This is a genomic window from Paenarthrobacter sp. NPDC092416 (assembly GCF_044755025.1).
GTDB lineage: Bacteria > Actinomycetota > Actinomycetes > Actinomycetales > Micrococcaceae > Arthrobacter.
The window spans coordinates 741,094-757,235 of sequence record NZ_JBIVQG010000002.1; the positions used below are offsets into that span (position 1 = coordinate 741,094).

Annotated in this window: 16 protein-coding genes; 14 read left to right on the forward strand and 2 right to left on the reverse strand. The window is 62.9% G+C overall.

Features of this window, described 5'->3' with window-relative positions:
* The first annotated feature begins 244 nt into the window (after positions 1-244).
* From recA to dapF, 5 genes are all read left to right on the forward strand, one after another.
* Positions 245-1,285 carry a recombinase RecA gene (recA, locus tag ACIQC5_RS07500; protein ID WP_224166997.1) on the forward strand — a complete coding sequence of 347 codons (1,041 nt, stop codon included), beginning with the start codon at positions 245-247 and terminating at the stop codon, positions 1,283-1,285.
* Entirely contained in the window at positions 1,275-1,817 is a 543-nt protein-coding gene (locus tag ACIQC5_RS07505; RefSeq protein WP_400280040.1) for a regulatory protein RecX, read from the forward strand. The genes recA and ACIQC5_RS07505 overlap by 11 nt, the downstream gene beginning before the upstream one ends.
* Positions 1,817-3,364 carry a tRNA (N6-isopentenyl adenosine(37)-C2)-methylthiotransferase MiaB gene (gene miaB / locus ACIQC5_RS07510; protein WP_400280042.1) on the forward strand — a complete coding sequence of 516 codons (1,548 nt, stop codon included), beginning with the start codon at positions 1,817-1,819 and terminating at the stop codon, positions 3,362-3,364. Before ACIQC5_RS07505 ends, miaB begins: the two co-directional genes overlap by 1 nt.
* Positions 3,365-3,379: 15 nt before the next feature.
* A complete protein-coding gene (gene miaA / locus ACIQC5_RS07515) occupies positions 3,380-4,330 on the forward strand; it encodes a tRNA (adenosine(37)-N6)-dimethylallyltransferase MiaA (protein ID WP_400280044.1) in 951 nt (316 codons plus the stop codon).
* A 114-nt stretch (positions 4,331-4,444) separates the two neighbouring features.
* Positions 4,445-5,413 (forward strand): diaminopimelate epimerase, encoded by a 969-nt coding sequence (dapF, locus tag ACIQC5_RS07520; protein WP_400280046.1) that lies wholly within the window; start codon positions 4,445-4,447, stop codon positions 5,411-5,413.
* Here dapF and ACIQC5_RS07525 read toward each other — a convergent pair.
* Positions 5,394-6,008 carry a class I SAM-dependent methyltransferase gene (locus tag ACIQC5_RS07525; protein ID WP_400280047.1) on the reverse strand — a complete coding sequence of 205 codons (615 nt, stop codon included), beginning with the start codon at positions 6,006-6,008 and terminating at the stop codon, positions 5,394-5,396. The two genes, dapF and ACIQC5_RS07525, sit on opposite strands and share 20 nt — an antisense overlap.
* A gap of 500 nt (positions 6,009-6,508) precedes the next feature.
* On the opposite strand from ACIQC5_RS07525, the gene hflX reads away from it, so the two are divergent.
* Positions 6,509-8,071: a GTPase HflX gene (hflX, locus tag ACIQC5_RS07530; RefSeq protein WP_400280048.1), complete on the forward strand. Its 1,563-nt coding sequence runs from the start codon at positions 6,509-6,511 to the stop codon at positions 8,069-8,071.
* Positions 8,064-10,121 carry an ATP-dependent DNA helicase gene (locus ACIQC5_RS07535; RefSeq protein ID WP_400280050.1) on the forward strand — a complete coding sequence of 686 codons (2,058 nt, stop codon included), beginning with the start codon at positions 8,064-8,066 and terminating at the stop codon, positions 10,119-10,121. Before hflX ends, ACIQC5_RS07535 begins: the two co-directional genes overlap by 8 nt.
* Positions 10,122-10,130: 9 nt before the next feature.
* Here the strand turns inward: ACIQC5_RS07535 and lexA are convergent, their stop codons facing one another.
* Positions 10,131-10,874, reverse strand: coding sequence for a transcriptional repressor LexA (gene lexA, locus ACIQC5_RS07540; RefSeq protein ID WP_400280052.1), 744 nt, complete (start codon positions 10,872-10,874; stop codon positions 10,131-10,133).
* A gap of 354 nt (positions 10,875-11,228) precedes the next feature.
* On the opposite strand from lexA, the gene ACIQC5_RS07545 reads away from it, so the two are divergent.
* The 7 genes from ACIQC5_RS07545 to ACIQC5_RS07575 all read left to right on the forward strand — a co-directional run bounded on the left by ACIQC5_RS07545 (position 11,229) and on the right by ACIQC5_RS07575 (position 16,096).
* Positions 11,229-11,588, forward strand: a complete 360-nt coding sequence (locus ACIQC5_RS07545) for a LysM peptidoglycan-binding domain-containing protein (RefSeq protein ID WP_400280054.1) — start codon at positions 11,229-11,231, stop codon at positions 11,586-11,588.
* Between the two features lie 122 nt (positions 11,589-11,710).
* On the forward strand, positions 11,711-12,829 hold the full coding sequence (locus ACIQC5_RS07550) for a histidinol-phosphate transaminase (protein WP_400280056.1): 1,119 nt from the start codon (positions 11,711-11,713) through the stop codon (positions 12,827-12,829).
* A 46-nt stretch (positions 12,830-12,875) separates the two neighbouring features.
* Positions 12,876-13,502, forward strand: a complete 627-nt coding sequence (gene hisB, locus ACIQC5_RS07555; protein ID WP_026541582.1) for an imidazoleglycerol-phosphate dehydratase HisB — start codon at positions 12,876-12,878, stop codon at positions 13,500-13,502.
* Positions 13,499-14,245: an imidazole glycerol phosphate synthase subunit HisH gene (hisH, locus tag ACIQC5_RS07560; protein ID WP_400280059.1), complete on the forward strand. Its 747-nt coding sequence runs from the start codon at positions 13,499-13,501 to the stop codon at positions 14,243-14,245. Before hisB ends, hisH begins: the two co-directional genes overlap by 4 nt.
* A gap of 1 nt (position 14,246) precedes the next feature.
* Positions 14,247-14,405: a hypothetical protein gene (locus ACIQC5_RS07565; protein ID WP_400280061.1), complete on the forward strand. Its 159-nt coding sequence runs from the start codon at positions 14,247-14,249 to the stop codon at positions 14,403-14,405.
* A 33-nt stretch (positions 14,406-14,438) separates the two neighbouring features.
* Positions 14,439-15,182 carry a bifunctional 1-(5-phosphoribosyl)-5-((5-phosphoribosylamino)methylideneamino)imidazole-4-carboxamide isomerase/phosphoribosylanthranilate isomerase PriA gene (gene priA, locus ACIQC5_RS07570; protein ID WP_400280063.1) on the forward strand — a complete coding sequence of 248 codons (744 nt, stop codon included), beginning with the start codon at positions 14,439-14,441 and terminating at the stop codon, positions 15,180-15,182.
* On the forward strand, positions 15,182-16,096 hold the full coding sequence (locus ACIQC5_RS07575) for an SseB family protein (RefSeq protein ID WP_400280065.1): 915 nt from the start codon (positions 15,182-15,184) through the stop codon (positions 16,094-16,096). The genes priA and ACIQC5_RS07575 overlap by 1 nt, the downstream gene beginning before the upstream one ends.
* The last annotated feature ends 46 nt before the right edge of the window (positions 16,097-16,142 follow it).

Consider the following 16,142-nt stretch of genomic DNA (forward strand, 5'->3'; position numbering starts at 1 on the left):
GCGCCGGGCCACGGCTGGATGACACGCCGCACCGTTTGTTCGAATATCTGTTCGGATGGGGATATGCTCCTGTGAGAGGAAAATTGATCCTGAGGGACGCAATCCAGAGCATTCGGCAGCCATGGTTATCCACATAGCAAAAGTCGGCTACGAAAAATGTCAGGGCGCCGTAATAGCGTCTGACATGACAGGAAAGCGGCCTTTCAGGCCACTCCACAGCGAGAAAGCATCAGAGGTGTGAACCATGGCGGCAACCCCGGATCGTGAGAAGGCGCTCGAAGCAGCGCTTGCCCAGATCGACAAGCAGTTCGGTAAAGGCTCCATCATGCGCTTGGGTGATGACACCCGCGCCCCTATCGAAGTCATTCCGACGGGCTCCATTGCACTGGATGTCGCCCTTGGCATTGGTGGATTGCCCCGTGGCCGAGTCGTGGAGATCTACGGTCCGGAATCGTCGGGTAAGACCACCGTCGCACTGCACGCCGTAGCCAACGCGCAGCGCAACGGCGGCATCGCGGCCTTTATCGACGCCGAGCACGCACTCGACCCCGACTACGCCGCCAAGCTCGGTGTGGACACGGACGCCCTTCTTGTCTCGCAGCCGGACACGGGTGAGCAAGCACTGGAAATCATGGACATGCTGGTGGGCTCGGGCTCCCTGGACATCATCGTCATTGACTCAGTGGCCGCCTTGGTTCCGCGCGCTGAAATCGAAGGTGAAATGGGTGACTCCCACGTTGGTCTGCAGGCCCGCCTGATGAGCCAGGCATTGCGTAAGATCACCGGACGCCTCAGCCAGACCAAGACCACCGCGATCTTCATCAACCAGCTCCGCGAAAAGATCGGTGTCTTCTTCGGTTCCCCGGAAACCACCACCGGTGGTAAAGCGCTGAAGTTCTACGCATCCGTCCGTATCGACGTCCGCCGCATTCAGACCTTGAAGGAAGGTGCCGATTCTGTCGGTAACCGCACCAAGGCCAAGATCGTCAAGAACAAGATGGCTCCGCCCTTCAAGATCGCCGAGTTCGACATCATCTACGGCCAGGGCATCTCCCGTGAGGGCGGCATCATCGACATGGGCGTCGAGCACGGCATCATCAAGAAGTCCGGCTCCTGGTTCACGTACGACGGTGACCAGCTGGGCCAAGGCATGGAGAACTCAAGGCGCTTCCTCCGGGACAACCCGGAACTGGCCCAGGAACTCGAACGCCTCATCAAGGAAAAGCTCGGCGTTGGCGTCAAGCCGGAGGCCGACTCTCCGAAGCTGAAGGCCGTTGACGGCTAGAACCGGGCCGGACCCGGAATCCTCTGTGTCCGGCGATCCTGAGCCTGATCCCGAGTCCGTGGCGCGCGCCATCGTGTTGAGGCAACTCACCATGGCGCCACGGAGCCGGCTGCAGCTTGCTCGCAAGCTGGCGGAGCGGAACGTGCCCGGGGATGTGGCTGAGGCCGTGCTGGACCGCTTTGAGGAAGTCCAGCTCATTGACGACGCCGAATTTGCCCGCATGTGGGTCCGCAGCCGCTCCCAGAGCCGAAAACTGGCCAAGGGAGCACTGCGCCGAGAACTGGCAGACAAAGGCATCGAACTGCAGATGGCTGAGGAAGCACTCTCGCAGCTGAGCGATGACGACGAACAGGAAGCCGCTCGTGAGCTGGTTCAACGAAAGCTGCGGCCGGGGATGAATCTCTCGGACAGGGCGGAGCGGGACAAGCACACCCGCAGGTTGGCCTCGATGTTGGCACGCAAGGGCTACGCCCCCTCCACGGCATTCAGGATCGTCGGTGAGGTACTGGCAGAAGCCGGTACCCTTGACTAGTGAGTTTGACCATTCCTTCCCCTTCAGTCGACGCCTCCACACCGGAAGCCATGTCCGGCACGCTTGAGCCGCGGACCTATCAGGTGCGGACCTTCGGGTGCCAGATGAACGTCCACGACTCCGAGCGCATGGCTGGGCTCCTTGAGGACGCCGGCTATGTCCCTGCCGAAGGCGATCTCGCCGACGTCGTGGTGTTCAACACCTGCGCGGTTCGGGAGAACGCGGACAACAAGCTTTACGGAAATCTGGGCCTGCTGCGACAAGTCAAGGCTGCCAACCCCGGGATGCAGATTGCCGTGGGCGGCTGCCTCGCTCAGAAGGACAGGGAAGCGATTGTCCAGAAGGCTCCTTGGGTGGACGCCGTGTTTGGCACCCACAACGTCGGCGCCCTTCCCGCACTGCTTGATCGGGCTCGCCACAACAACGAGGCGCAGCTCGAAATCCTCGAATCACTCGACGTCTTTCCCTCGACGCTGCCCACCAAGCGCGACTCGGTCTACTCAGGCTGGGTCTCCATTTCCGTGGGCTGCAACAATACCTGCACTTTCTGCATCGTGCCTTCGCTCCGCGGCAAGGAGAAGGACCGTCGTCCGGGCGAGATCCTGGCCGAGATCCAAGCACTGGTGGACGACGGAGCGGTGGAGGTGACGCTGCTCGGCCAGAACGTGAACTCGTATGGCGTGGAGTTCGGCGACCGTCAAGCTTTCTCCAAGCTCCTGCGTGCCTGCGGACAGATCGAAGGCCTGGAGCGGGTACGGTTCACCAGCCCGCACCCAGCTGCATTCACGGACGACGTCATTGACGCCATGGCGGAAACACCCAACGTCATGCCCCAGCTCCATATGCCTTTGCAGTCCGGATCGGACAAGGTCCTTAAGGACATGCGCCGCTCGTACCGCTCCAGCAAATTCCTGGGCATCCTGGACAAAGTGCGCGGCAAAATCCCGAACGCTGCCATCACTACGGACATCATTGTGGGCTTCCCGGGTGAGACCGAAGAGGACTTCCAGGACACCTTGGACGTGGTTGCACAATCGCGCTTCTCTTCGGCTTTCACCTTCCAGTACTCCAAGCGGCCAGGCACGCCGGCAGCGGACCTGCCGGAGCAATTGCCGAAAGCCGTTGTACAGGAGCGCTACGAGCGGCTGACTGCCCTTCAGGACCGCATTGCGGCCGAGGAGAACGCCAAGCAGCTTGGCCGCAGGGTCGAGGTGCTGGTAACAGCACAGTCAGGGCGCAAAGCCGAAGAAACCCACCGCTTGTCCGGCCGTTCAGAGGACCAGCGACTTGTGCACTTCTCTGTCCCCGAGGGTGCCGAGGCGCCCCGGCCCGGTGATTTCGTCACCGTGACCATCACCGAGGCCGCGGCCTTCCACCTCGTCGCCGATCCTGCAAAGCTTGAAGATTATGTGCTGCGCCGTTCCCGTGCAGGTGATGCCTGGGACCGCTCTCAAGCCGATTCCTGCGGAGTCCCCGCCCCTGGCAGCAGTTCCGGGAAGGCCGGCGTGTCTTTGGGCATGCCGTCCCTGCCCGTGCGACGTGCCTAGCCCGTGCCATTCGGAATGACGGCGACCCCGCATGCCCGCGACCCCGAGACAACTGCAGCAGGAGGAAGTGCCCCCTCCCAGCCGCCGGTGATCGCCGTAGTTGGGCCCACTGGTTCGGGTAAATCGGATCTCGGCGTGGAGTTGGCCCTTGCCTTGGACGGCGAGGTCATCAACGCGGACGCGCTTCAGTTCTACCGCGGCATGGACATCGGTACTGCAAAGATCAGCCCGGCTGAGCGCAGGGGGGTCCCTCACCATCTGCTGGACACCATGGAGGTCACGGAGGAAGCAAGCGTCGCGGACTTCCAGGCTGATTGCCGGGGCGTCATCGGCGACATCCATGGCCGCGGGAAGCGGGCCATCCTGGTGGGCGGTTCGGGCCTGTACGTTCGCGCTGCCTTGGATGTCCTGGAGTTCCCCGGCACGGATCCTGCCTTGCGGAAGCGCCTGGAAGACGAGTGCGAGGCCAATGGGTTGGGACCTTTGCGCGCACGGTTGGAGCAGGTTGACCCGGTATCGGCAGTCCGGCTCGGCGACGCCCGCCGCGTCATTCGCGCCCTTGAGGTTCACGGACTCACGGGCCGTCCTTTCAGTTCCTTCATGCCGGGGCGTGAGTATTTCCAGCCGGCCGTCCAAATAGGACTCTCAGTGGACCGCGAGTTGTTGAGGGAACGCCTTGCCACTCGAGTCCACCGGATGGTGGACGCTGGCCTCCTTGCAGAGGTTGAACGCCTCGATGCCGTCGGTCTTCGACACGGCAAGACGGCCTCCCGCGCCCTCGGCTACTCACAGTTCTTGAAAGTGCTCGACGGCGACGCGGATGTTGCGGCTGCAGCCGAGGAAACGATCGTGGCCACCAGGCAGTTTGCCCGCCGCCAATTGACCTGGTTCCGTGCCGACCCGCGGATCACCTGGCTGGACTGGCAGGATCCCGAGCTCGTGGCAAAGGCTGCCCGACTGGCCTAGTGGCCGGGAAGGAACCAACCGTCGGCCAACTGGCCGCAATTGGCTCGTCTGTCTGCGCGGACAGTTCAGGGTGTCAATTTCTGGCCGTACCTGCGCTGCGGGTAGCCTAGGTCCATGGACGAAACCAGCGCAGTTCCCGCGTCGCAGCCTGCTGCTTCCGTTGCCCCCGTAGCCGCTTCGAGCCTTGCCGGGCTGTCGTTTTCCAAAGGGCATGGAACGGGCAACGACTTCGTCCTGATTGCCGATCCGGGAGACGTCCACGAGATCACACCGGAACAGGTGGCGCAGTTGTGCGACAGGCACCTGGGTATCGGTGGCGACGGTCTGATCCGCGCCGTTCCCTCGCGGTTCCTGGCGGAGGGACGTGAGCTCCTGGAACAGGACGCGTCCGCTGAGTGGTTCATGGATTACCGCAACGGCGACGGCTCACTTTCGGAAATGTGCGGCAACGGAGTTCGCGTCTTCGTGCACTTCCTCATCGCCCAAGGACTGGTTGAATTGGGCCACGGCGAGTCATTGACCATCGGCACCCGTGGGGGCATCAAGAAGATTGTCCGGACCGCCCAGGGATATGCCGTGGACATGGGCCCGTGGGAGTTCATCTTCCCGCAGGAAGCCACCAGCAAAGCCATGGATGCCTTGGTCAGCGCAGATGGCTTGGAAGTAGCCCGCCCTGGACTTTCGGTCAGCATGGGCAATCCGCACACCGTGGTGGCCTTGGCTGAGCTCAGCGAACTCGCCGCAACGCAGCTGTTCAAGGCCCCCCTTGTGGATCCGAAACCCGTCAACGGTACCAACGTCGAATTCGTTGTTCCTGCCGAACCGCTGGTTCACGACGGCGTTGGCACCATCACCATGCGAGTCCATGAGCGCGGCGTTGGCGAAACCCAGTCTTGCGGCACGGGAGCCTGTGCTGCCGCCGTCGCTATCCGTCACTGGGCTGGAACCGGCGCTCCGAACGCCTGGCACGTCAACGTACCGGGCGGCGTCGTGGATGTTAAGTTCTTCCCGGGTGAGGGCGGCCGGGAGCACGTGGAGCTGAGCGGCCCGGCCGTCATCGTCGCTAGTGGGACGCTTTCCTGACCCGAATGATCCTGAATGACTTGGACGTGCTCTCGCGGCTAACAGTGAAGGATGCATCCAATTCGGCGGCAAGCCAGCGCTGCAGGGAGTCTGAGCCCAAGTTCTTCTGAACCACCAGCCAAGCATTCCCGCCGGGGGCGAGGCGGGGGAGCCACATCCGCAGCAGTGAGTGGAGTTCGTCCTTGCCGACACGGATGGGTGGGTTGGACCAGATCGTGTCGAACTGGACGTCGGGGTCTACTTGCTCCGGGAGGCTGGCTGTCACATTCGTCAGGCCCAAGGCCGCAGCGTTCTCGGTAGTGAGAGTGATGCATCGCTCGTTCACGTCCACGGCATAGATGTGGGCGTGCGGGGCCATCAAACCCAGTGTGAGGGCTATTGGACCCCAACCGCAGCCAATATCCAGCAAGTTGCCTCGTGGTGAGGGCGCCGGAACTTCAGCGAAGAGAACGGCGGTGCCTTTGTCTATACCGTCGGGGCTGAAGATGCCGGAAGAGGTCTGCACATGGCGTGTAGCACCGGCGAGTTCCACGGTGAGTGGCTTGCGCGTGAACGGTCCGGCAGGCTGGGCAGTGAAATAGTGTGCAGACTCCATAATTTGCCAGATTAGTTGGCTATCGACGGCTTGGGAAACTGCCCGGTCGACGTGGTGGGTTGACACCGGATGCTACTGTGGGAGCCATGTTCTTGATCTTCGAGTAAATCAGCCGTCTTACGGCACCGCCCGCGATGCAGGCTTTGCGTTTGGAATATGTCCAGCGCACGCCTTTCCGCCAGGCAGGTTCCGTCCGGCCCAGTCCGCGCCCGCTCTTTCAATGAGTCGCGGACTCTCTGAAGATCACCTCCATCCGCCGTAGTCGCGCAGCCTCGTGCTGCGGGCACGTGCTGCGGGATGGCAGGGTCATCGGAGGCAGGACAGCACCTTCTCGCGGAGCAATCCCCGCTCGATCACAGCACCCATCGGTCCCTTTGGACGGGTTGCTGCACAGCACACAGGAGGCCCCTTTGGCCCAAGCCAGTCAGCCCACCGCGAATACCGCCCCATCGAACAGCAAACAGCACTATTCTGGATATGCCGAACAGTCTAAGGAGACCATGACCACCCAGAAGCACTCCGGATCCGATTCCGACGCCCAGGACATGAGTCCTGAACAAATCCAGGCCGTCATTGACCGGATTCTTTCCAAGGATGTACCTGCGCAAACATCCGATGACAACGATGCCAAAGGTGTGTTCGGCAAGGCGCAGGCGATCTCCACGCTTGATCAGGAACACAGCATCTACGACGGCGACCAGGAAGATCTGGCCGAGCGCCGTGCCCTGCGTCGTACCGCCGGCATGTCGACGGAACTCGAGGATGTCACCGAGGTCGAATATCGGCAGTTGCGCCTTGAGCGCGTTGTCTTGGCGGGCCTCTGGACCGAGGGGACGTTGGCAGACGCCGAGAACTCCCTCCGCGAATTGGCAGCTTTGGCCGAAACCGCGGGCTCGGAGGTCCTCGATGGCCTGGTGCAGCGGCGCATGAAGCCGGACCCCGGTACGTTCCTCGGCTCAGGCAAAGCCCAGGAGTTGAAGGACATCGTCTCTGCCACCGGCGCGGACACCGTGGTGGTGGACACCGAGCTTTCGCCGTCACAGCGGCGTGGACTCGAAGACATCGTCAAGGTCAAGGTTGTTGACCGGACCACGTTGATCCTGGATATTTTCGCCCAGCACGCAAAGAGCCGCGAAGGCAAGGCGCAGGTTGAGCTCGCGCAGCTGGAATATCTGCTTCCCAGGCTCCGCGGCTGGGGCGATTCCATGTCCCGCCAAGCAGGTGGACAGGTGGGCGGTGCCGGTGCCGGCATGGGCTCGCGAGGTCCCGGTGAAACCAAGATCGAACTTGACCGTCGCCGGATTCGCACGCGCATGGCCAAGTTGCGGCGTGAGATCGCCGCGATGAAGCCTGCGCGCGAGACCAAGCGCGCCAACCGCCGTCGTAACGCCGTACCGTCGGTCGCAATTGCCGGCTACACGAACGCCGGAAAGTCTTCGCTGCTCAACCGCCTCACGGACGCCGGGGTGCTCGTGGAGAATGCGCTGTTCGCCACGCTGGATCCCACGGTCCGCAAGGCGCAGACGCCGGACGGCATTGGTTACACGCTTGCTGACACTGTCGGCTTCGTGCGGTCACTGCCTACGCAGTTGATCGAGGCGTTCCGTTCCACGCTGGAAGAGGTGGCCGACGCCGACCTCATCCTGCACGTGGTGGATGCATCGCACCCCGACCCGGAAGGCCAAATCGCTGCCGTACGTGCGGTCTTCACGGAGGTCGACGCCCGCAAGGTTCCCGAAATCATCGTCTTGAACAAGGTGGACGTCGCGGATCCCTTCGTGGTGGAGCGGCTCAAGCAGAAGGAGCCGCGGCATGCCGTGGTCTCTACCCGGACGGGGCAAGGAATCGTTGAGCTCCTGAGGGACATCAGCGAAGCCATCCCGCGGCCTGGAGTGCGACTCGAAGTTCTCATTCCGTACAACCGTGGTGACATGATCAGCAAGCTGCACGGCTCCGATGCGGAGATCCTGAGCCTTGAGCACGAGGAACATGGCACCCGCGTAGTGGTCAAGGTCCGCGAGGGCATGGCCGCCGAACTGGAGTCTTTCGTCAGTAATGGTTGAGAAGGTGGCGGCGGACGCCGTCGAGTCGGCAGCGGAGAAGTTCGCGCTCGAACTGCTGGACAAAGCTGTTGACGGAATGGGTGGGCAAAGCCGTGCCGGCCAGCATGAGATGGCCCGGCATGTTGCCAAGGCCATTGATACTGGCGAGCACCTGCTGGTTCAGGCGGGAACGGGAACAGGTAAGTCCTTGGCGTACCTGATTCCGTTGATCGCGCATTCCATGGACAGTAACAAGCCGACTTTGGTGTCCACCGCCACCCTTGCTTTGCAAACCCAGATTGTTGGCCGGGACCTTCCCCGACTGCTGGAAACCATCAACCCTGCCTTGGAACGGCCGGTCAACGTGGCGCTCGTCAAGGGACGGGCAAACTACGTATGCCTGCAGAAACTCGAAGGCGGGTTTCCAAGTGAGGAACCGTCGGAGGGCCAGCTGTTCTCGTTGGGTGAGGACACGAGCGTGCCGCATTTTGCGGCGGCCGTTGGCGGTCCGTCGTCGCAGCTGGGCAAGGAAGTGGTCCGGCTGCGCGAGTGGGCCGGGAAGACAAGCACCGGCGATCGCGATGAATTGATGCCCGGTGTGACGGACCGGGCGTGGCGACAAGTGTCGGTGACCTCCATGGAGTGTCTGGGTGCCCAAAAATGCCCCATGGCAGAGGAGTGCTTCAGCGAGCTGGCCCGCGCCCGCGCGGCCGAGGCCGACGTCGTGGTCACCAACCATGCCATGTTGGCCGTGAGCGCCTTCGAAGGCCTTGCTGTGCTGCCTGAGTACGACGTCGTGGTGGTGGATGAAGCCCACGAGCTCCAGGACCGCGTGACGGGGGCGGTATCCGGGCAGTTGTCGGTCGCCATGGTGCACGCTGCGGCCTCGAGTGCACGCAAGCACACTGCCATAACCGTCGACGCGCTCAATGCGGCCGCAGACCGCTTGGATCTTGCGATTGCCGGCGTGTCCAACGGGCTGCTCCCGAGCGGACTCAATGACGAACAGCTGGATTGCCTGGACCAGCTGAGGGACGCGACCCGCGCGGCCCTTTCGGATTCGAAAACAGACTCTTCGAACGCGGTCGACGGCGGTCGGCAGCTGGCGCGGTCGCGGCTGATGCTGATTCTGGAACTCTGTGAACGGCTGCTCGCTGCCCGCGAGAACCGCGAGGTTGTGTGGTTTTCGCGCAACAGCACCTTCGATCCCCAGCAAGGCTATTCCCAGCCGGATGAAACCGCTCCGGCATTGATCAACATTGCGCCACTGAGTGTGGCCGGCCGGTTGCGGGAAGGGCTGTTCGCGGGTCATACCGTGGTGTTGACCTCAGCCACGCTGGCGATCGGTTCTGCTTTTGAACCTGCTGCCGGTGGACTCGGGCTTATCGGCGACGGCGCGCCCAGCTGGACCGGGATCGACGTCGGTTCGCCGTTCGATTACCCCAAACAGGGGGTGTTGTACGTAGCCAAGCACCTGCCAAAGCCTGGTCGCGGCACATCGCTGGAAGCCCTGGACGAACTCGAAGACCTCATCCGAGCCTCGGGCGGGGGAGCGCTGTGCTTGTTTTCCTCACGTCGGGCTGCGGAAGAAGCAGCCGACGCCATGCGCCTCCGGCTCGATGTCGATATCCTCTGCCAAGGCGAGTCGACCATGGCTGCTTTGGTGAAGCAGTTCGCGGACGAACCTGATACCTGCCTCTTCGGAACCATGTCCTTGTGGCAAGGGGTGGACGTGCCGGGTGGTTCGTGCAGGCTCGTGGTGATCGACCGCATTCCGTTCCCGAGGCCGGATGACCCCCTGATGACCGCCCGATCGCGTGCCGTGGCTCAATCCGGAGGCAACGGTTTCATGGCCGTCTCGGCGACCCACGCTGCTATCCGATTGGCGCAGGGCGCAGGTCGCCTGATCAGGTCAACGGGGGACAAGGGCGTTGTAGCGGTCTTGGATTCCAGACTATCCACCGAGCGGTACGGAGGATTCCTGCGTGCCGCGTTGCCCCCATTTTGGGCGACGACCGACCGGGGCGTTGTACGTGGTGTCTTGCAACGATTGGGCGGCAAGAAGCCGTAAAGGCGTGCCCTAGAGGGAACGCAATACTGAGACCACCTTGCCCATGATGGTGGCTTGGTCGCCGAGAATTGGCTCGTACTGGGTGTTCTGCGGCAATAGCCACGTGTGGCCGTCGCGCTGACGGAACGTCTTCACCGTGGCTTCGTCATCGAGCAGTGCTGCAACGATGTCGCCGTTGATGGCGTCGTTCTGGCGGCGGACCACTACCCAGTCGCCGTCGCAGATGGCCGCATCAATCATGGAATCGCCGGCCACTTTGAGCATGAACAATTCTCCGTGACCTACCAGTTGGCGGGGGAGCGGCAGGACGTCCTCGACTGTTTGTTCGGCCAGGATCGGTCCACCGGCCGCAATGCGGCCAACGAGCGGAACCATGGCAGTGTCACTGGCGCTGGCAAGTTCTGTGACGTTGAATCCGCCGGCACTGCGAAGGTTTGTGGGGGTCTCGACGCCCGGGATGGCGCCGCCGTCGAGCGTCAAGGGCATCAGGACTTCCATGGCGCGCGGCCGCTTCGGGTCCCTGCGCAGGTAACCGAGCTTCTCCAGTTGCGAGAGTTGGTGGGTCACGCTGGACAGGCTGGCCAGGCCAACTGTGTCCCCAATCTCGCGCATGCTCGGCGGATAGCCGTTGTCGTTGACTGAACGCTGGATGGTCTCCAGAATCTTCTTCTGCCGAACGGTCAGGCTCTTGGGGCTCTTTTGAGGCTGCTGGCTCCGCAGGGGTGTCCCGCCGCCGGTGGCTTTCGCTGCCATGTTCGCCATTGCCTTTCCGTCCGCCCATGCACCAACCGAGGTGCCCGGGGATGTCAGGTCTGAAAAATGTCAGACCCTCCTGTTCCACTGAAACAGTGCCTGTTTCTTCACTCAAACGTAGGGCAGGCGCAGGCGTTTATCAAACATTTGTTCTAGCGAGTCTCGACACCGTTCGTTGATAAGTGCTAAAAATGTCATAGCAAGGTTCGAATATGTGTTCTATAAAACCTGCGGAACCGCTGCGAGTGTTCGAAGAAAGTGTTCGAACGGTTGGGTGGCTCCGGAGGGAACACAAGGAATTGGCAGCCGATCACCGGGCATCCGGTGCGGCAATCGCTCAGAAGGGCTCAGCTCATGTCCGCACGCACCACCATCGCTGATATCCGCAGTACACCGGTTCCGGCACGGCTCCGGCTCACTACGCGGGGACGGTTCGTCTTCTTCGGTCTTCCGGCAATGCTGCTGATGGCCGTGCTGCTGAGCCTCGCCGGATTCGTCAATTCACCCGCCAAGGCCTCGGACTCCACGGCCCAGCTTCAGCCGCTGGTTGCCAGGACCGTCACCGTCCAATCCGGGCAGTCTTTGTGGGGTATCGCCGGCGCAGCTGCACCCGAGCGTGATCCGCGTGACGTTATTGCCGAGATTATCCAGCTGAACGATCTCCGCGGCGGACGAATCCAGCCCGGGCAGCAGCTGTTCGTCCCGGCAAACTGACGGCTTCAACTGAGCATGCCGTGGCAGAATCCGGTAGTAACCCCAAGGGGTCTTTCGGCATCCCGGGGGTGGCCTGGCGTCACAGTTACTCGGCATGGGTGGCGGCCCCTTAAACTGTCTTGGTGAGTGACCAGCTTGAGCGACTTGACCGACTTCCCCTCCGGACCAACCTGCGTGGACTGAGCCCCTATGGCGCACCGCAGCTTGATGTCCCTATTCTGCTCAACGTCAACGAGAACACTCATGGAGTCCCTGCGGATGTCCAGGCCGCCATTACCGAAGCCGTTTCTGCTGCGGCTACCGGGCTGAACCGCTATCCGGACCGGGAGTTCACTGAGCTCCGCGAGTCCCTGGCCCAGTACTTGGGCCACGGTCTTTCGCCGGACAATATCTGGGCCGCCAACGGTTCCAACGAGGTCCTCCAACAGATCCTCCAGGCTTTCGGTGGACCGGGACGCAAGGCCCTGGGATTCCCTCCCACGTATTCCATGTACCCTCTGCTGGCCAGCGGAACGGACACCGAGTATGTCCGCGGTGTCCGCGGTGACGATTACGGGCTCGACGCCGCGTCGGCGGCTGCGCAGGTGCGTGACACGGGAGCCAACATTGTGTTCCTGTGCTCACCGAATAACCCCACGGGCACGGGCTTGGGTCTTGACGTCGTGGAGGCTGTTTACGAGGCCGGCGAAGCCAGCCAAGCGATCGTGATCGTTGACGAGGCCTATCACGAGTTCGCGCACGACAATACGCCCAGTGCCTTGACGCTTCTTCCCGGACGCGAGCGATTGATCGTCTCCCGGACCATGAGCAAGGCGTTCGCTTTGGCTGGCGCCCGCCTGGGCTACATGGCGGCAGCCCCCGAGGTCACGGATGCCATTCGCCTGGTCCGCCTGCCGTACCACCTGTCGGCTGTCACACAGGCAACTGCTCTTGCGGCCTTGACGCACCGCGAGGCCCTGATGGCCGACGTCGAGGACATCAAGGTCCAGCGCGACCGAATCGTCACCGAGCTTCTTCGCATGGGGCTCAAGCCTGCGGCGTCGGACTCCAACTACGTCTTCTTTGGTGGCTTGGAAAACCCGCACGCCATCTGGCAGGGCTTGTTGGACGCGGGCGTGCTGATCCGCGATGTCGGTATCCCCGGCCACCTGCGCGTGACAGCCGGAACCGAGACGGAAACCACTGCCTTCCTGGAAGCGTTGGAATCGCTTCTGGACGGCCAGAAGCCTGTGCCCGCCTAAACTGGTACCTAGACCCCACCCACCCTTTGCACATAAGGACGTCCCAATGAGCGAAACCGGCGCCACGCCGTCCGCTGCCCGCACCGCGCGCATGGAGCGCACCACGAGTGAATCCTCTGTCTTGGTTGAGATCAACCTTGATGGCACGGGTGTCTCGGACATCAGCACTTCGGTTCCGTTCTATGACCACATGCTGACCGCGTTGTGCAAGCACTCCCTGATTGACATGACCGTCAAAGCGACGGGTGATACTCACATTGATGCCCACCACACGGTGGAAGACGTCGCCATTACCTTCGGTGAGGTCCTGCGGACAGCGTTGGGAAACAAGGCCGGTATCCGTCGCTTCGGCGAAGCAACCGTTCCCCTGGACGAAGCACTTGCCCACGCGGTGGTTGACGTATCCGGGCGTCCTTACCTGGTGCACGGTGGCGAGCCTGCCGGCCAGGAATACCACCTGATCGGTGGCCACTTCACGGGATCGCTCACGCGGCACGTCTTTGAAGCCATCACCCTCCACGCCGGCATCTGCCTGCACATGAACGTGCTGGCCGGCCGCGACCCGCACCACATCGTGGAAGCCCAGTTCAAGGCGTTCGCGCGCGCACTCCGTGCTGCCGTTGAGTCGGATCCCCGCGTTGAGGGTATTCCTTCCACCAAGGGTGCCCTGTGAGTGGACAGATCCTGAAGGACGGCGCCGTCAAGGACGCCACGGCTGCCATCAAACCGGAGTCCCCGGAAGGCAAGCCCACTGTCACAGTGCTGGACTACGGGTCCGGCAACGTCCGCTCTGCCGTGCGCGCTTTGGAGCGTGCCGGTGCCCAGGTGGTCCTCAGCGCGAAGCCGGAAGACGTCCTGAATGCGGACGGCCTGCTGGTGCCGGGTGTTGGCGCCTTTGAGACCGTCATGAACGAGCTCAAGTCAGTGGATGCCATCCGCATGATTGGTCGTCGCGTTGCCGGTGGACGTCCTGTCCTTGCCATCTGTGTTGGCCTGCAGGTCCTCTTTGAAGCCGGGGTCGAGCACGGCATCGAGTCAGAAGGCATGGCCGAATGGCCCGGCAAGGTGGAACTACTCCCGGCACCCGTCGTGCCGCACATGGGCTGGAACACAGTCCAGGTGCCGGAGGGCTCCAAGCTGTTCGCCGGAGTCGAAGACGAACGTTTCTACTTCGTGCACTCCTATGGTGTGCAGGAGTGGAACTTCGATGTCGTCCAGCCCCGCATGGCCCCGCCGCTGGTTACCTGGTCCGAGCACGGAGCACCGTTCATTGCTGCCGTGGAAAACGGTCCGCTGTGCGCCACGCAGTTCCACCCCGAAAAGTCAGGCGACGCCGGTGCGCGACTCCTGCGCAACTGGGTAGACGGTCTGCGGAAGCCGGGCACGACGACTCCCAGCGGGAACGGTGCCGCCTGACATGTGGTCCGTCATCCTGATGGGACTCGCCGGAATCCTGGTGGGCGGAGGAATCTCTTTCCACCAGCAGAAGAAGCCCACCTGGGTCTCAGTCTCTTTCTACGTGCTCGCGGGAATGTCCCTGCTGGCCGCTTACCTCCTGACGCTGCCGGGCAACTGACAGCCCGCGTCCCAACCAATTTCGAGGACCTTCATGACTACCTCCGCAACGTCCGTACTGGAACTCCTGCCTGCCGTCGACATCGTTGATGGTCGGGCCGTCCGTCTGCTCCAGGGCGAGGCTGGATCCGAAACCAGCTACGGAACTCCGCTCGAAGCAGCCCTGAACTGGCAGAACGCCGGAGCCGAATGGGTACACATGGTGGACCTCGATGCCGCCTTTGGCCGCGGCAACAACGCAGACCTCATCAGCGAGGTCGTTTCCCAGCTCAACGTGAAGGTAGAGCTCTCCGGTGGCCTGCGTGACGACGAATCCCTTGAACGCGCCCTGGCGTTGGGTGTTGCCCGCGTGAACCTCGGAACGGCTGCGCTGGAGAACCCGGAGTGGACGCGCCGCGCCATTGATCGCTTTGGCGACAAGATCGCCGTCGGACTCGACGTCCGCGGAACCACGCTTGCCGGCCGCGGCTGGACCAAGGAAGGCGGCGACCTCTGGGAGGTCCTGGCCCGCCTGGAGGATGCGGGCTGTGCACGCTACGTCGTCACCGACGTCACCAAGGACGGAACTTTGCAGGGGCCGAACGTGGAGCTGCTCCGTCAGATGGTGCAAAAGACCGGCAAGCCCGTGGTCGCTTCCGGTGGCATCTCCAGCCTGGAAGACCTCAGGGTGCTCCGCGAATTGGTACCCCTGGGCGTGGAGGGCGCGATTGTTGGCAAGGCGCTCTACGCCGGTGCCTTCACCTTGCCCGAAGCCTTGGACGTTGCCGGCCGTCGCTGATGCCTCACCCCGACAACAACCACCACGGCCACGGCGATCACGCTGGCAGGCGTGAATTGCCCGGCCACATCGCGGCCGCCCTGGCTGGCGCCGGGGGCGCGACCGACTCCGCAGGGCAGCCCTGGGCTGGCCGCAGCCTCAGCGGTGACGACGCGAAGATCCACAATTTCGAGGACGACGACGGTTCGGCCGACACCGGATATCTCACCGCCATAGCCGCCCTGGTGGATGGAACGGGTGGCGAAGCTGCTGTGGTCGCGTCGCTTGCAACGGCAAGGGTGTTCGTCCCGATAGTCGCCCAGCTCGCGGAGGAGGCTGAAGGCGTTGACGGCCTTCACGCCGACAAGCAGGCCGATATGGCATTGGTCACACTGAAGGCGCCGGATGGTCGTACTGCCATGCCGGTCTTCACGTCGGCTGCTGCTTTGGAGAAATGGCACGCCGATGCCCGGCCTGTGGCTGTTTACGCCGCGCGTGCGGCATTGTCGGCCGTCTCCGAAGGTGCGCAGTTGCTGGTCCTCGACCCCGGTTCGGACTTCACTTTTGTTGTCCGCCGCCCAGCCATGTGGGCCCTTGCCCAGCAGCGGGACTGGACGCCGTCATACCTTGATGATCAACTGGAGGCTGCTCTCGCTTCAACGGTTTCGGCCTTCCGGGCGGTCCATCGACTCGAAACGCAGCCCGGCGCCGGAATTGCGTCGCTGACCTCGGATGGCCGATCGGTCCCCGGCGGCGGCGCGGGTCCTGAGCTGCGCGTGGTGCTCTTCCTGGAAGATGGCCTCGATGCCGTGGCAGTGCAAGCGCTCGTTGCTCAACTGAACGAGGCGTGGGCGCGGATGGATTCTTTCGCCGAGGGTGTTGACTCCATTGAAGTGAAATTGCAACGTGCGGCGCAGGAGCCTGGGCAGCACTAACGGCGGTGCCTGTTCCCAGGGGCTGCCCCGGGGGAACAAGAGGATA

Bases quoted from the DNA above. Each gene is read 5' to 3' on its own strand.
- ACIQC5_RS07525 (WP_400280047.1), bottom strand. From the start codon at position 6,008: ATGGAGTCTGCACACTATTTCACTGCCCAGCCTGCCGGACCGTTCACG.
- hflX (WP_400280048.1), top strand. From the start codon at position 6,509: ATGACCACCCAGAAGCACTCCGGATCCGATTCCGACGCCCAGGACATG.
- dapF (WP_400280046.1), top strand. From the start codon at position 4,445: ATGGACGAAACCAGCGCAGTTCCCGCGTCGCAGCCTGCTGCTTCCGTT.
- recA (WP_224166997.1), top strand. From the start codon at position 245: ATGGCGGCAACCCCGGATCGTGAGAAGGCGCTCGAAGCAGCGCTTGCC.
- hisB (WP_026541582.1), top strand. From the start codon at position 12,876: ATGAGCGAAACCGGCGCCACGCCGTCCGCTGCCCGCACCGCGCGCATG.
- ACIQC5_RS07565 (WP_400280061.1), top strand. From the start codon at position 14,247: ATGTGGTCCGTCATCCTGATGGGACTCGCCGGAATCCTGGTGGGCGGA.
- lexA (WP_400280052.1), bottom strand. From the start codon at position 10,874: ATGGCAGCGAAAGCCACCGGCGGCGGGACACCCCTGCGGAGCCAGCAG.
- miaA (WP_400280044.1), top strand. From the start codon at position 3,380: ATGACGGCGACCCCGCATGCCCGCGACCCCGAGACAACTGCAGCAGGA.
- ACIQC5_RS07575 (WP_400280065.1), top strand. From the start codon at position 15,182: ATGCCTCACCCCGACAACAACCACCACGGCCACGGCGATCACGCTGGC.
- ACIQC5_RS07545 (WP_400280054.1), top strand. From the start codon at position 11,229: ATGTCCGCACGCACCACCATCGCTGATATCCGCAGTACACCGGTTCCG.
- priA (WP_400280063.1), top strand. From the start codon at position 14,439: ATGACTACCTCCGCAACGTCCGTACTGGAACTCCTGCCTGCCGTCGAC.
- ACIQC5_RS07535 (WP_400280050.1), top strand. From the start codon at position 8,064: ATGGTTGAGAAGGTGGCGGCGGACGCCGTCGAGTCGGCAGCGGAGAAG.